Annotated in this window: 14 protein-coding genes; 5 read left to right on the top strand and 9 right to left on the bottom strand. The window is 65.8% G+C overall.

Annotated features, from left to right (window positions below):
- On the top strand, positions 1–319 hold a 319-nt coding region (locus AC1DT7_RS19965; RefSeq protein WP_478037930.1), incomplete at its 5' end, for a hypothetical protein.
- A 7-nt stretch (positions 320–326) separates the two neighbouring features.
- Here AC1DT7_RS19965 and AC1DT7_RS19960 read toward each other — a convergent pair.
- Positions 327–1,406 (bottom strand): MlaA family lipoprotein, encoded by a 1,080-nt coding sequence (locus AC1DT7_RS19960; RefSeq protein WP_478037929.1) that lies wholly within the window; start codon positions 1,404–1,406, stop codon positions 327–329.
- Positions 1,403–2,020, bottom strand: coding sequence for an ABC transporter substrate-binding protein (locus AC1DT7_RS19955; protein WP_478037928.1), 618 nt, complete (start codon positions 2,018–2,020; stop codon positions 1,403–1,405). The genes AC1DT7_RS19960 and AC1DT7_RS19955 overlap by 4 nt, the downstream gene beginning before the upstream one ends.
- Before the next feature lie 228 nt (positions 2,021–2,248).
- Here AC1DT7_RS19955 and ispH point away from each other — a divergent pair, with 228 nt between their 5' ends.
- On the top strand, positions 2,249–3,223 hold the full coding sequence (gene ispH, locus AC1DT7_RS19950; protein WP_478037927.1) for a 4-hydroxy-3-methylbut-2-enyl diphosphate reductase: 975 nt from the start codon (positions 2,249–2,251) through the stop codon (positions 3,221–3,223).
- Between the two features lie 9 nt (positions 3,224–3,232).
- The gene (gene hpnH, locus AC1DT7_RS19945; RefSeq protein ID WP_478037926.1) at positions 3,233–4,378 is read left to right on the top strand and encodes an adenosyl-hopene transferase HpnH; all 1,146 of its coding nucleotides are present in this window, start codon (positions 3,233–3,235) and stop codon (positions 4,376–4,378) included.
- On the opposite strand, the gene AC1DT7_RS19940 is transcribed toward hpnH, so the two are convergent.
- The 7 genes from AC1DT7_RS19940 to hpnA are packed head-to-tail and all read right to left on the bottom strand — an operon-like array spanning position 4,301 to position 12,038.
- A complete protein-coding gene (locus tag AC1DT7_RS19940; protein WP_478037925.1) occupies positions 4,301–5,020 on the bottom strand; it encodes a phosphorylase family protein in 720 nt (239 codons plus the stop codon). The two genes, hpnH and AC1DT7_RS19940, sit on opposite strands and share 78 nt — an antisense overlap.
- Entirely contained in the window at positions 5,017–6,984 is a 1,968-nt protein-coding gene (shc, locus tag AC1DT7_RS19935) for a squalene--hopene cyclase (protein ID WP_478037924.1), read from the bottom strand. The genes AC1DT7_RS19940 and shc overlap by 4 nt, the downstream gene beginning before the upstream one ends.
- Before the next feature lie 9 nt (positions 6,985–6,993).
- Entirely contained in the window at positions 6,994–8,250 is a 1,257-nt protein-coding gene (hpnE, locus tag AC1DT7_RS19930) for a hydroxysqualene dehydroxylase HpnE (RefSeq protein WP_478037923.1), read from the bottom strand.
- Positions 8,235–9,074: a presqualene diphosphate synthase HpnD gene (hpnD, locus tag AC1DT7_RS19925; RefSeq protein ID WP_478037922.1), complete on the bottom strand. Its 840-nt coding sequence runs from the start codon at positions 9,072–9,074 to the stop codon at positions 8,235–8,237. The genes hpnE and hpnD overlap by 16 nt, the downstream gene beginning before the upstream one ends.
- A complete protein-coding gene (gene hpnC / locus AC1DT7_RS19920) occupies positions 9,071–9,910 on the bottom strand; it encodes a squalene synthase HpnC (RefSeq protein ID WP_478037921.1) in 840 nt (279 codons plus the stop codon). The genes hpnD and hpnC overlap by 4 nt, the downstream gene beginning before the upstream one ends.
- A complete protein-coding gene (locus AC1DT7_RS19915) occupies positions 9,910–11,031 on the bottom strand; it encodes a glycosyltransferase (RefSeq protein WP_478037932.1) in 1,122 nt (373 codons plus the stop codon). The genes hpnC and AC1DT7_RS19915 overlap by 1 nt, the downstream gene beginning before the upstream one ends.
- A gap of 5 nt (positions 11,032–11,036) precedes the next feature.
- Positions 11,037–12,038 carry a hopanoid-associated sugar epimerase gene (gene hpnA / locus AC1DT7_RS19910; protein WP_478037920.1) on the bottom strand — a complete coding sequence of 334 codons (1,002 nt, stop codon included), beginning with the start codon at positions 12,036–12,038 and terminating at the stop codon, positions 11,037–11,039.
- Positions 12,039–12,192: 154 nt separating this feature from the next.
- On the opposite strand from hpnA, the gene hpnI reads away from it, so the two are divergent.
- Both hpnI and hpnJ read left to right on the top strand, forming a co-directional pair.
- A complete protein-coding gene (gene hpnI, locus AC1DT7_RS19905) occupies positions 12,193–13,347 on the top strand; it encodes a bacteriohopanetetrol glucosamine biosynthesis glycosyltransferase HpnI (RefSeq protein ID WP_478037919.1) in 1,155 nt (384 codons plus the stop codon).
- Positions 13,344–14,789 (top strand): hopanoid biosynthesis associated radical SAM protein HpnJ, encoded by a 1,446-nt coding sequence (gene hpnJ / locus AC1DT7_RS19900; protein WP_478037918.1) that lies wholly within the window; start codon positions 13,344–13,346, stop codon positions 14,787–14,789. Before hpnI ends, hpnJ begins: the two co-directional genes overlap by 4 nt.
- Positions 14,790–14,793: the final 4 nt, after the last annotated feature.

The following is a 14,793-nucleotide window of genomic DNA, read 5'->3' as shown; positions in this document are numbered from 1 at the left end:
CCAGGCCTTGGAAACATCCACTCCACAAATGATCTGCATCACGGTAACCTGTCTTGTCTGTGCGATTGGGAAATCAACCGACTGTTCGGTCGTGCGTGACAACGGCGATGGTCCCTGGCTCAGTGACGGCTGTTCAGCCAGAGAAAGAACGGGCGACATCGCCGCCGCGCCGGGGAGGGCGGCCACCCTCCCCGACGCTCATCGCAGACAATCAAGCCGCGACGAGGATGTCCAGATACAAGAAAGAGCGGGCGACGCCTGCGGCTTCGTCCGACATTATCTTGCCTTGATCAGTCGCCGTGTTGAATCGGCATATTGAGTTTGGCCTAAGGCTGAGCAGGATCAGCGAGCGGATCGGTCTTGTCGGGCGCTGGCGCGACGGTTTGCCCGGCAGGAGCCGCCTTGGCGGCGGGCGTGGGCTTTGCCGGATCGCTCAGCGGGTCGTCCATGGGGCTTACCGTGCCCGATGCCGGGTCGCTCAGCGGATCCTCGAGCGGGTTGGCACCCTCGGCCGCTGCCCCGCTGTGCAGTTCCTGGATCTCGGCCGCGCGGTTCTGGAGATAGACGGATCGCAACGTCGCATAGGGATCGACTGCGCCGTCGAGCAGCGCTTTCATGTCACCGTCCGATTCGGCGCGCTGGTCGAGCGCGCTGACGATCCCCTTGGGGACCTGAAATTGCCAGCGATCGAACGGTTTGCCCACGGCCACCGGCAGCACCAGACCGTCGCCCTGGCCGCCGATCAGGTCGCGCAGCGTGGTCGGACCGACAAAGGGCAGGAACAGATAGGGACCCGGCCCGACGCCATAATAGGCAAGCGTGTTACCAAAGCCGTTGTTGCGGTGCGGCAGGTTGACCGCCGGCGTCTTGGCGACGTCGACCAGGCCGCCGATGCCGATGGTCGAATTGGCGAGGAAGCGGAACAGCGTCTTGATCGCGCGGCCCGGCTTCAGCTGGAGCAGATCATTCAGAAAGACGATCGGTTCGCTGAGATTGGTGATGGCGTTGCGGAGGCCCGACCGGACCGGCTTGGGCACGACATGCTTGTAGGCCATTGCGGCGGGGCGGATGAATTTGCGGTCGGTGCTCTGGAATGCGGCGAACATACGCCGGTTGAAGCCTTCCAGCGGATCGCCCGGGGCATGTTCGATGCTCGCAGCCGCCATCGGCTCGACCGAGGTCGCCGTGGTCGCCGGAACGGCCTGGGGGTCGGCCGTGGCAGGGTCGACCAGCGGGTCGATCGGGGCAGATTCGGCAGCCGGAGCAGGGGCGGCGACCAGAGGTTCGGGAGCGACCGGCGCCGATTGCGGCGCAACCTGCACGATCGGCGCGGGGGGCGCCGGTGCGGGCTGTTCCGGTGCCGCGCCGAGCAGCGCGACCGTGGGCAGAACGAGGCCGAGGCTCAATTGCCGCCCTTGGCAGCCAGTTCGTCCAGATGGCGGATCAGCGCCTTCGCGCCGCCCGTCGCCAGCACCCGGGAGAAATCGGACCGGCGGGTGGCCAGCTGGCTGATCGAATTGCGGTAATAGACGTCGATGATCTTCCAGTTTCCGCCACTCGCCCGCAGGCGATAGCCGATCGGGATCGGCGCCTCGCCGGTCTGGATCAGGCTGGTGCGCACCAGCTTGTCGGCGCCGCGAGTCTCCACCTTGGGGTCGACGGTGAATTTCTCGCCTGAGAAGGAATCGAAGTTGGTGGCATATTGCCCGGCCACCATCCGCCTGAACGCAGCGACCAGCGCGGTCTGGTCGGCCGGTGCGATGCCGTTCCAGCCGGCGCCGACGGTCAGGCGGGTCATCAGCGGTATGTCATAGGCGCGGTCGACGACCGGGCCGATCGAGGCCGCCCGGCCACGGACGCCCATCGCTTTGCCGCCCTTCATGATCGTGACCAGACCATCACAAAGCGCCTGCACTGGCGCGCGCGCCGGGTCGCTTGCCTGGGCCATGGCGGCGGATGCCGGTGCGACCAGCGCGGTGATGACGATAGCCGGGATAAGGGACGGGGTAAGGATTCGCATGCTCGTTTCGGTCCACTTCTGCCCCGCGAGCCCCTGTATCGGCGTCGTGATGCAAAATCCACCCTCTGGCGTACAACGCGAGATCGAAATGCCAGAGTTCAAATCATTGTGCCGCTTTTATACCTTTTTTCCCGGCTACCGCGCCGCTATCTTCCCATAGTAACGGCGAAGGATATCGCCGAACCGGGGGGCTGGTTCGAAACTAGTACGGGGCTGGACACGCTTTTGATGGTCGTTGAAGAAAGTGCCCCATTGCGGGTGATCCTCGCGAAGCCGAGGGGGTTCTGTGCGGGGGTGGTGCGAGCGATCGACATCGTCGAACGCGCTCTCGATCTGCATGGAGCGCCGGTATATGTCCGGCACGAGATCGTTCATAATCGCCATGTCGTGAACAAGCTGAAAGGCAAGGGCGCGATATTCGTCGAGGACCTGTCGGAGATTCCGGCCGGTGCGCCGACGATCTTCAGCGCGCATGGCGTCGCGCGATCGGTGCAGGACGAGGCGAAGCTTCGCGAATTGCCGGTGCTGGATGCGACCTGTCCGCTGGTCACCAAGGTCCATGTGCAGGGGCGGCGCTACGCCAGGGCAGGGCGCACTCTGGTGCTGATCGGCCATGCCGGGCATGCCGAGGTCGAGGGTACGATGGGTCAGGTCGACGCGCCGATCCATCTGGTATCGACCGAAGCCGATGTCGAGGCACTGCCGCTCGCGCTCGACATGCCGATCGCCTATGTCACCCAGACCACGCTCAGCGTAGACGACACCCGCAGCGTGATCGCTGCGCTCAACCGGCGGTTCAGCGACGTGCAGGGCCCGGACGTTTCCGAAATCTGCTACGCGACCCAGAACCGCCAGACCGCGGTGCGCGATCTGGCGCGGGTCAGCGAATTGCTGATCGTGGTCGGCGCCGAGAACAGCTCCAACTCCAACCGGCTCCGGGAGATCGGGGTCGAGATGGGAGTGCCCAGCTATCTCGTCGCGGATGGCAGCGGTGTCGACCCGGCCTGGCTGGACGGCGTGGACGCAGTCGGTATTACTGCGGGTGCATCGGCGCCTGACGAGCTTGTCGACGACGTGATCGCTGCTCTTGCCCGGCTTCGTTCGATCGAGGTGTCCCAGCTTGACGGTGTCGAGGAAAATATCGAGTTCAGCCTGCCCCCGGAGCTGAGAAATGTCATGCCGCGCGTTGCAGCGGCCGAATAGGACGATTCAATGAGCCTCCCGCTTTCTCCCCTCGTGCGCATCGGCGCCTATACCGTGCGCCAGCATATCAAGGGCGGCCGCTATCCGCTCGTGCTGATGCTCGAACCGCTGCTGCGCTGCAATCTCGCCTGCCCGGGCTGCGGCAAGATCGATTATCCCGATGCGATCCTCAACCAGCGGCTGAGCTTCGAGCAGTGCATGGAGGCGATCGACGAATGCGGCGCGCCGGCGGTGTCGATCGCCGGTGGCGAGCCACTGCTCCACCGCGACATGCCGAAGATCGTGAAGGGCTATATCGCGAAGAAGAAGTTCGTGATCCTGTGCACCAACGCGCTGCTGCTGAAGAAGAAGATCGACGATTACGCGCCGTCGCCCTTCTTCACTTGGTCGATCCATCTCGATGGCGACAAGGGCATGCACGATCACGCGGTCGATCAGGACGGCACCTATGAGGTCGCGATCGAGGCGATCGAGCTGGCCAAGTCCAAGGGTTTCCGCGTCCAGGTCAATTGCACGGTGTTCGACGGTGCCTCGTCGGATCGTCTCGCCGGCTTTTTCGACGAGATGCAGAAGCGCGGCGTCGAGATCACCATCTCGCCCGGCTATGCTTATGAGCGCGCGGCCGACCAGGAGCATTTCTTCAACCGCACCCGCACGAAACAATTCTTCCGCGACGTGTTCGCCAAGGGCGATGGCGGCAAGAAATGGACCTTCACCAATTCGCCTTTGTTCCTTGACTTCCTCGCCGGCAACCAGAGCTATGAATGCACGCCCTGGTCGATGCCGCTGCGCACCGTCTTCGGCTGGCAGAAGCCGTGCTACCTGGTCGGCGAAGGCTATGTGCAGAGCTTCAAGGAGCTGATGGAAGGCACCGAGTGGGACGATTACGGCGTCGGCAAGTACGAGAAGTGCGCCGATTGCATGGTCCATTGCGGTTTCGAGGGCACGGCTGCGACGGATTCGATCCGCCACCCGCTCAAGATGTTCGCGATAGGGCGGAACGGTGTACGGACCACCGGGCCGATGGCGCCGGACATCGATCTCAGCAACCAGCGCCCGGCGCAGGACGTGCACTCGTCACATGTCGAGCGGGAGCTCGATATCATCCGCAAGGCGAACCCCAAGGCAGCCAAGCACGTCGCCAACGCGGCGTAATGCGGTAAAGGCCCGGCCGGCGTCGCTGCCGGTTCGGATCAGGGCGGGGAGCTGACCCGGGTTCCGGGCGAGGGATGCCAGGACCGCGCCGAGGGCCATGCTGCCGTCGGGACGCATGCCGACCAGTGCCGCCGGGGGAAGGGCGTGGTCGGCGGTATCGGAGATGGCCCTGACGATCGCGAAGGGGAGGTTGTGGCGTGCTGCCACGCGAGCGGCAATGTGGGATTCCATATCGACCGCGAGGGCGTTGGTTTTTGAGTAGAGCGCCTGCTTCTGAGCGACGCTTGCGACGATAGTATCGCTACCGACCACTTCGCCGATTTGGGCGTCAGTCAGATGCTCGCGAAGCATCTCAACAACATCTGTTCCCCGGCGAAGGCCGGGGCCCAGTTGGAGGACCTGCGTAACTGGCCCCCGGCCTTCGCCGGGGAACAGCCTACCGATGACGAGATCGCCCGCTCTCAAGCCGGGTGACAATGCTCCGGCGAGACCACAAGACAGAATTGCGCGGACATCACCGGCAGCCGTCTCCAGTTCCCGCTCTAGCCGCGCCCCATCGCCGCCGCCCGCAACCACCGTCACGCCCGGGCCACCCAAAATCGCGGCCTCTTTCTTCAGCCCGGTCGCGACCAGGATCGTCACATGCCGTACGCCACCTGGCGTGTGTTCGAGCGCTTCAGGTTGCGATAGCGGGCCATCGCCCACAGCGGGAAATATTTGGGATAGCCGTGATAGCGGAGATAGAAGACGCGCGGGAAGCCGCCGCCGGTGTACATCTCCTGTCCCCAGAGCCCGTCGGCCTCCTGCTGTGCCGCAAGCCATTCGATCCCGCGCGCCACTGCCGGTGAATCGACGCCGCCTGCCGCCATCAGTCCAAGCAGCGCCCATGCCGTTTGCGAGGCGGTCGAGGGGGCAGGGGTGTAGCCCGCATAGTCGAGTGCGTAGCTCTCGCAGTCCTCGCCCCAGCCGCCGTCCGGATTCTGGATCTGGGTGAGCCAGTCGACCGCCTTCGCCACGATCGGTTCTTCCGGGGAGATCCCGGCGGCATTGAGCGCGCACAGTACCGACCAGGTGCCGTAGACATAATTCACGCCCCAGCGACCGAACCAGCTTCCGTCGGGCATCTGTTCCTTGGTGAGGAAATCCAGCGCGGCCCGCATGCGCTCGCTGTCCCGACTCTCGCCGAGCTGGGCGAGCATCGACACGCAACGCGCGCTGACGTCCGAGGTCGGTGGATCGAGCAGGGCGCCATGATCGGCGAAGGGCAGGTTGTTGAGATAGTGATAGCTGTTGTCGGCGTCGAACGCGCCCCAGCCGCCGTCGCGGCTCTGCAGGCCGACGGTCCATTCGACCCCGCGGTCGATCGCCTCGCGCCATTCATTCTCAGGGGCGTCGCGCGCCTTCGCCCGGTCCATCGCCATCACCACCACTGCCGTGTCATCCAGATCGGGGTAGTGCGCGTTATTATACTGGAAGGCCCAGCCGCCCGGACGGACATCGGGCTTTTCCTCGGCCCAGTCGCCCTTCACATCAAGTACCTGGAGTGGCTTCAGCCAGTCGAGCCCGCGACCGGCGCGTGCCTCCGCATCCTCGCCACCCGCTTCGAGCATCGCATGGGCCGCGAGCGCCGTGTCCCACACCGGAGAGACGCAGGGCTGGCAATAGGCCTCGTCCTCGCGGATCACGAGCAGCTTTTCGACGGACTGCCGTGCGATCGTCCGGGCCGGATGATCCGCCGGATAGCCGAGGCAATCGAACATCATCACGCTGTTCGCCATCGCCGGGTAGATCGCGCCAAGCCCGTCTTCACCGTTCAGCCGTTCGAGCACGAAATCCACACAGGCCTTGACCGCGCGGGCGCGCAGCTTCTTCGGCCAGAGCCCGTTGCCGGCCTTGAGCACCCGGTCGAGCGCGTTGAAGCCGTGGGTCCACAGCCATTTGGTGTCGGCTGCCTTGGTGCCCGGCCGGATCTTCTCGCCAGTATAGAGCTCGTCGACCTTCAACCCGAGCGCATTGCGCGCAACTGGCTGGAGCGCGCCCAGCACCAGCAGCGGCACCACCACGGTGCGTGCCCAGTAGGACATCTTCGACAGATGGATCGGGAACCAGCGCGGCAGCAGGATCAGCTCCGGCGGCATGGTCGGCACGGTCGACCACGGGCCAGCCGCGAACAGGGCGAGCTGGATGCGGGTGAAGACGTTGACCGCGGCCGCGCCGCCGACCGCCAGAATCGCGGCGCGGGCGTCTGCCATGTGCGGCGCGTCCACGGGATCGCCGATCATCTTCAGTGCATAATAGGCCTTTACCGAGGCGCTGACATCGAAGGCCCCGCCGTGGAACAGGCCCCAGCCATGATGTTCCGCGGATTGGATGCGGCGCAGATAGGTGCCGATCTTCGCTTCGAGCACGGTATCCACCGGCTCGCCGAGATAATGGCGGAGCAGGACATATTCGGCCGGAATGGTCGCGTCGGCTTCGAGCTCGAACACCCAATGGCCGTCTTCGCGCTGGAGACGGGCGAGCGCGGCGGTTGCGCGATCGACCGACGCCTCGACTGTAGCGAGGGAGGCTGTGCCCCCGCCAATTTCTGAAAAACCCTGATGCATCGCCTCTTCCTATCGCGCGAGCGCGAGCCGCGCCACGGTTTCCCCCGACCGCAAGGCACCCTCGATCGTTGCGGGCAGGCCGGTGTCGGTCCAGTCTCCGGCCAGGAACAGATTGCGCCAGCGTGTCGTGGCCGGCGGGCGCTTGGCGTTCTGTTCCGGGGTCGCGGCGAAGGTGGCGCGCTTTTCCTTGACGATCTGCCAGGCGGGCATGGGCGTATCGATCCCGAGCGCGGCGCAGATATCGGCCCAGAATATCCGGGCCAGCGCCTCGCGGTCCATGTCGACCAGGCGGTCGGCGGCGCTGACGGTGACAGAGAGCCGGTCGGGAAAGGCGAAGAGCCATTCGGCCGTCCCACCGAACAGACCGAGCATCGGGGGTGCGCCGGCCGGGGCGGGCAGGGCGAAGTGACCGTTGACGATCGCCCGGAACGAGTCGGGGGCGGGCAGGTCCGGCACCAGCGACGTCGCGGCCCATGGCGGCACGGCGAGGATTACCGCCTCGTCCGCCGCAACCGGCTCCAGTCCTGCGCCCCAGTCGAGGCCGCTCACCCGGTCGCCATCGAAGGTGATTGCGCGGAGCCGTCGCCCAAGTCTGACCGGGGTTTGCCGTACACCGAGCCAGGCGAGGGCCGGGTCTATAAAGGCGGCGCCGAGGCTCGGTTCCGCGACGCGCGGGCGCATGGCTCGGCCGCCCCTGGCGATGGTCTCTCGCAGGACATTTGCGGCGAGCATCGTCGAGGATTCGCCGGGCGCAGTGTTAAGGGCGGCGAGCAGCACCGGTTCGAGCAGATGCGACCAGGCCGGGCCGGTCGTCGAGATGCGCTGGTCTATCCGGCCCTCGCGGTTCGACAGCAGCTTCGCAAAGACCAGGTAATCGGCGATCCGGCTGCCCGGCACGCGGCGGGAGGGGGCTGCGATCCACCAGGGAAGTGGGCCGTCATTGATGCGGACGGTCCAGCGTTTCCCATTTCCCAGGTGCTGGAAGGTAAAATCCGCATGATCCGGGCCGGCCAGCGGTGTCGTCGCGCCCACCGCCGATCGGAAACGGGCCACCGCAGGGTTGCCCGACAGGACCAGATGGTTGCCATTGTCGATCGTCAGGCCGAGCTGCGGATCGTGATAGGAGCGGCAGCGCCCGCCGGCCTGCGCCGCGGAATCGGAGATCGACACCGCGACACCGGCTTTCCGCAAGGCGACGGCGGTAGCAAGCCCCGCCAGTCCGGCCCCGGCAATCGTCGCCCGGGTGAAGCTCAACGGGTCAGCCACAGTCGCGCCACCGTCCAGAGCAGTCCGAGCTTGGACACCTTCACCCGGTGGCGCGGCGGTTTCCAGCCGATCGCCTCGCTCCGTTTGAGCACTTTCGCATAAGCCGCTTCCATCAGGCGCGGCGCGATCAGGTGGCCGCGCGGGCGGGTGGCGAGCAGGGCATGGGCCTTGCGATAATGTTCGTGCGCCGTCGTCGCCAGCGCGCGACAGACGATATCGATCCGTGGATCGCCGACCACCCCCAACGGCGTAGTGAAGGGAATGCCGGCGGCGGTGATCGCCTCGGCAGGCAGATAGACACGGCCGATCCCCGCGTCCTCGTCAACGTCGCGCAGGATGTTGGTGAGCTGAAGCGCCCGGCCGAGATGATAGGCGAGATCGATGCCCGGCGCCTCGTCCATGCCGAAGATGCGTACGGAGAGCCGGCCGACGGCCGAGGCGACCCGGTCGCAATAGAGATCGAGTTCGGCCATGGGCGGCCAGCGGATGTCGCGATCGACGTCCATCGCCATGCCGTCGATCACCGCCTCGAAATCGGCGCGGTCGAGATTGAAGCGCCTGACTGCCTCGGCAACCAGCACCGCCTGGCCCGGCGGTCCGCCGGCGTAGAGCGAGTCGAGATCGACCCGCCATGCGTCGAGCGCCTGCATCCGGCCCTCGCGATTGCCCTGCTGGTCGTCGGCGATATCGTCGACCACCCGGCAAAAGCCGTAGATCGCGTACATCGCCTCGCGCTCGGCCTTGGGCAGCACGCGCATGCCGGCATAGAAGGAACTGCCCGAAACCTGCTGCTGCAGGGCGGCCGGGGTCGCATCCGGGTTCATGCGGCGCGCCGGAACAGGCTGCCGACGGCGGCACCGGTGGCGAGGAAGGCAGCTTCCCAGGATTTGTGATGCACGCGCTCGCTGAGGGGATCGCGGGTTTCGAGGCGTCCGCAGAGGCTGACCGCCAGGCGGTGGATGATCGCGACTTCGGCGGCCAGGCGGCGGTCGGCGATCATCCCCGCAAAGCCGGCCGAGTCGTTCAGAAGCGTACGAGTCTTGCCCACGAGAGAGACGATCGCTGCCCGCAGGCCCGGTGTCGCGCGGCCGGCGGTGAGATCCTCGATCCGTGCACCCGTCTCGGCCAAGGTTTCGGCCGGGATGTAGACACGGTCGAGCGTCCGGTAATCCTTGGCGCAATCCTGGAGGTGGTTGATCACCTGAAGCGCGGCGCACAGCGCGTCCGAGGCCGGCCAGGTCGCGCGAGCTTCGCCATGCACGTCGAGCACGTAACGGCCGACCGGCATGGCGGAGAGCCGGCAATATCCGATCAGCCCGTCCCAATTCTCGTAACGGGTTACGGTCACGTCCCGCTCGAACGCGTCGAGCAGGTCATGCGCATGGACCGGATCGAGCCGGTGATCGGCCATGACCGAACGGAGTGCGAGTGCTTCCGCCGCGCCGCCGACCTTGCCGTCGAGCCCGGCGCGCATCCGGCCGAGCTGGGCGAGCTTATCCGTGGCGGACAGCGTCTCGTGATCGGAGATGTCGTCCGCCACACGGGCGAAGCGGTAAAAGGCCATCACCGGGGCGCGGTGTTCGGGCTTGAGCAGAATCGAGGCGACCGGGAAATTCTCGTCGCGATGTCCCTTGCCCGAAGCAAGATCGGCAGCTTCCATCAAACGGTCCCCGACGCCTGAGCGCGGCCTTTCCACATTCCACCACGTCCCCGCATATGCTGCCACGCCGATAGCAAGGTGCAGCCGGCGTAGAAAGCCGCGATGAGCGGCAGGACCACACCCCATAAGGGCGACCGGCGATAGAAGCGCAGCATCGGCTGGAAGGAGATCGTCATTAGTGCCCAGGCTGCCGCGCCCGCGGCCTGTGCCCAGCCGCTTCCGGCCAGCGCCAGCACGGGCGGGGCGCCATAGACCAGAGCGAGGCCGATCAGCGTGCCGGCCAGCAGCACTGGCGAATAGCCGAGCTGCGCATAGGCGGAGCGCGAGATCATCGCCGCGATCACGCCGCTATCGTCATAGGCGCGGATGCTGCGTGACCGGTGAGTCAGGCCGAGCCAGATCGGTCCCTGCTTCTTGAGCAGGGTGCCGAGGGTACAATCGTCGATCAGCGCGGTCCGGATCGCGGCGATGCCGCCGGCCGCTGCCAGCGAATCGCGTCGCACCAGCATGCAGCCGCCAGCAGCGGCGCCGGGGCCATCCGGGTGGTTCACCCGGCCGAACGGGTACAGCATCTGGAAGAAGAACACGAAGGCAGGGATCAGCGCCCGTTCGGCCAGGCTGGTACAGCGCAACTCGGCCATCAGCGATACCAGACTCAGTCCGCCGGCCTGGCCACGCGTGACCAGGGTGCGGAGCGTGTCGGCTTCGTGCGCGATGTCCGCGTCGGTCAGCCAGAGATAGGTGGCCGCGCCGGCATGTTCGACACCCTGCGCCACCGCCCAGAGCTTGCCGGTCCATCCGGCGGCGAGCGGCTGGCCGGTCAGTATCTCCAACGCATGTGGGCCTTCCGTCGCGCGGGCGATGCCGGCGGTGCCGTCGCTGCTCGAATCATCGACCAGTATGATGCGGAAACGGCCCGGATAATCCTGCACGCGCAGGCTGCCGATCGCCCGGCCGATCACCTCTGCCTCGTCGCGGGCGGGGACGATCGCCACCACGTCGGGCCATGTGGTCGGTTCATTCGGGAGATCATTGGTGTCACGTTCGCGGGCAAGCCAGAAGCCGCCATGCGCCAAGACCAGTCCAAGCCAGATGACGAGAGCCAGGCCGCCGATGATCAGCGAGATCACCGGATCATCCCCGCATCTTTGAACCAGGCGACCGCGTCAGCCACTGCTTCTTCCCAGGGGCGGGCGCGGTAGCCGAGTTCGGCCTCGGCCCGGGCCGAGGTGAAAAACATGTGATGCTTCGCCATCTTCAGCCCGTCGACCGTCAGGAACGGGTCCTTGCCGGTGACCCGTGCCAGCGCCTCATTGAGATAGGCGAGCGGAAAGAGCGGCGCGCGGGGCAGGCTGATCGTCGGTGGGCGGCGCTGCATGATTCCGGCGATGGCAGCGAGCATATCGGCAAGCCGCACATCCTGCCCGCCGAGAATATAGCGTTCGCCGATCTGCCCTTTCTCCAGCGCGAGCAGGTGGCCGGCGGCGACGTCGTCGACATGGACAAGGTTCAGGCCGCTATCGAGATAGGCCGGCATCTTGCCGTTCGCCGCCTCGACGATGATCCGGCCGGTCGGCGTGGGCCGCACGTCGCGTGGACCGATCGGGGTCGAAGGGTTGACGATCACCGCCGGCAGGCCGCGGTCGGCAACCATCTGTTCCACCAGGCGCTCGGCGACGACCTTGCTGCGCTTATAGGCGCCAACCGCCTGTTCCGGCGTGGCGGCACGGGTCTCGTCGGCCGGGCCGGCCGGGTCGGGCTTCAGCGTGGCGACGCTGCTCGTATAGACCAGCCGCTCGACTCCGGCGGCGAGCGCCGCTTCCATCACGGCGCGGGTGCTGGCGAGGTTGTTGCGCACGATCTCCTCGGGATCGGGCGCCCAGATTCTGTAGTCGGCGGCGACGTGGAACAGGTGGCGGATGCCGCGCATCGCCTCTGCCATCGCCGCCGGATCGCGGGCGTCGCCTTCGACGAGCGTCCCTGGAAAATCGACGAGATTGGCGCGCGGGCTGGTGGCGCGCACGAGACCGCGCACCTGCCGCCCCTGCGCGGCAAGGGCACGCGCAACTGCCGATCCGACGAAACCCGACACGCCGGTTACCAGCACCGAATTCGAACTCTGGCTCACCCCGCCTCCGCGTCCTTCGATTGGGCGCTCTACACAGGATGCGCCGGGGGCGATAGGGAGGGGTGATGGCGAAACGATCGACCTTCAATCGCCCTCATCCGGCGCTTCGCGCCACCTTCTCCCGCCGGGAGAAGGGTTTGCGGCGCGTGCATCCATGCTAGTCCTCACGATCCTCGGCTGGATTCTGTTGGCCATGGGAGCGATCGGCAGCCTTTACATGCTCGCCGCGACAATGGTGTTTCGCCGCTTCATGGCGTTGCGGACCGTGCCGGCCCGCCGGAGCGAGGCGGTGACGCTGCTCAAGCCGCTCCATGGCGCCGAGCCGCGTCTTCTCGACAATCTGGCGAGCTTCCTCGCGCAGGACCATGCCGGCCCGATCCAGCTTGTCTGCGGGGTCCAGCGTGCCGACGATCCGGCCATCGCCGTGGTGGATAAGCTTCGCGGCCGATATCCGCACGTTGCGATCGACCTGGTGATCGACCCGACGAACCATGGGGCGAATCGCAAGGTATCGAACCTCATCAACATGATGGCCAGGGCGCGGCACCCGATCCTGGTGCTGAGCGACAGCGACATGGTCGCGACGCCCGACTATCTCTCCCGGGTTCTCGACGCGCTCGATGCGCCGGATACCGGAGCGATGACCTGTCTCTATCATGGCCGGGGCGATGCTGGCTTCTGGTCGGGGGTCGGGGCGGCGGGGCTTAGTTACCAGTTCCTGCCCGGGGCGGTGTTCGGTGTAGCGATGGGGCTGGCGCGGCCGTGCATGGGATCGACCATCGCGATCAGGCGCGAGACGCTCGACGGGCTTGGCGGTTTCGAGCGCTTCGCCGATGTTCTGGCCGATGATTATGCGATCGGGGAGGCCGTCCATGCGCTTGGCCAAAAGGTAGCGGTGCCGCCGATGCTCGTCACTCATGCCTCGGCCGAGCGGAGCTTCACTGAGCTGTGGCGGCACGAACTGCGCTGGGGCGCGACCGTGCGGGGCGTGGTGCCCGGCGCCTATATCGGGTCGGTGATCGGCATGCCGTTCCCGCTTGCCCTTGTGGGCGCAGCGCTCGTTCCGGCGCCGCTGACCGGTCTCGCGATCGTGATTCTGTCGCTGGCCGCCCGCCTGTTTGTCGTCGCTACCGTGGATCACCGGACCTGCTCACCGGCGGCTCCCTTGTGGCTTTTACCGGTGCGCGATTGCCTCACCTTTGCGATATTCGTTGCAAGCTTCTTCACCGCATCGGTTGATTGGCGTGGACAACGCCTTAAAATGGGTGATGACGGCCGCGTTTCGGCCGATCCGGAGACTCCCGCATGATGCGTACGCTGTTCCTACAAGCTCCCTCTTTCGACGGTTATGATGGGGGGGCAGGCGCGCGCTATCAGATGAAGCGTGAGGTGAAGTCCTTCTGGTACCCGACCTGGCTCGCCCAGCCGGCGGCGATGGTCGAGGGATCGAAGCTGATCGACGCGCCGGCGCATGACCAGAGCTGGGACGATATCAAGCACGAGTTCGACGATCGCGACCTCGTCATCCTGCACACCTCGACGCCGAGCTTCGGCCAGGACATCCGCACCGCTGCGCTGATCAAGGAGCGCAATCCGAAGATCCTGATCGGGTTTGTCGGCGCGAAGGTCGCGGTCGAGCCTGACAAGAGCCTTGCCGCGACGCCGCATGTCGATTTCGTCGCGCGTGAGGAATATGATTTCACGATCCTCGAAATTGCCCAGGGCGCCCCGCTGGCAACTGTCGACGGCATTACCTGGCGCGCGCCCGACGGTGCGTTCGTGCGCAACAAGGACCGCGCGGTCATCGAGGACATGGACGTCCTCCCGATGGTTTCGCCGGTGTACAAGCGCGACCTGCAGATCGAGAAATACTTCGGCGGTTACCTTCTCCACCCCTATGTCAGTTTCTACACTGGCCGCGGCTGCAAGAGCCGTTGCACCTTCTGCCTGTGGCCGCAGACGATCGGCGGTCATAATTACCGCTTCCGCTCGGTCCCCAAGGTGATCGAGGAGGTCGAGTACATCCTGAAGAACATCCCCGAGACCAAGGAGATATTCTTCGACGACGACACGCTGACCGACAACCACGCCCGCGTCGAAGAGCTGGCGATCGCGCTGGGCAAGCTGGGTTTCGGCAAGAAGGGCTTCCCGGTGTCGTGGAGCTGCAACGCCAAGGCCAACGTACCCCGCAAGACGCTCGAGGTGCTGAAGGCCAATGGCCTGCGCCTGCTGCTGGTCGGCTATGAGAGCGGCAATCAGCAGATACTGCACAATATCAAGAAGGGTCTGCGCACGGACGTCGCGCGGCAGTTCACCAAGGATTGCCACGCCCTGGGCATCGTCATCCACGGCACTTTCATCCTCGGCCTGCCGGGCGAGACGGAGGAGACGATCGAAGAGACGATCAACTACGCCAAGGAGATCGATCCGCACACGATCCAGGTCTCGCTTGCGGCGCCCTATCCCGGCACCTTCCTGTACAAGCAGGCGACGGAGAATGGCTGGTTCGACAACAGCAACGATCTGCTGACCGATGGCGGCAACCAGATTGCGCAGCTGAGCTATCCGCATCTCCCCGCGAGCGTGATCTTCGACAAGGTGGAGGAGTTCTACAAACGCTTCTATTTCCGCCCGTCGAAGATCTGGTCGATCGTGTCGGAGATGCTGCGCGACTGGAACATGATGAAGCGCCGCCTGCGCGAGGGTGTGGAGTTTTTCGACTTCCTCCGCCGGCGGAAAGAGGCTGCTTGAGGCC

This window comes from Sphingomonas sp. P3_C6 (genome assembly GCF_056402595.1).
The sequence above is the reverse complement of the archived record's forward strand: the minus strand, read 5'-3'. Positions and strand labels throughout refer to the sequence as shown.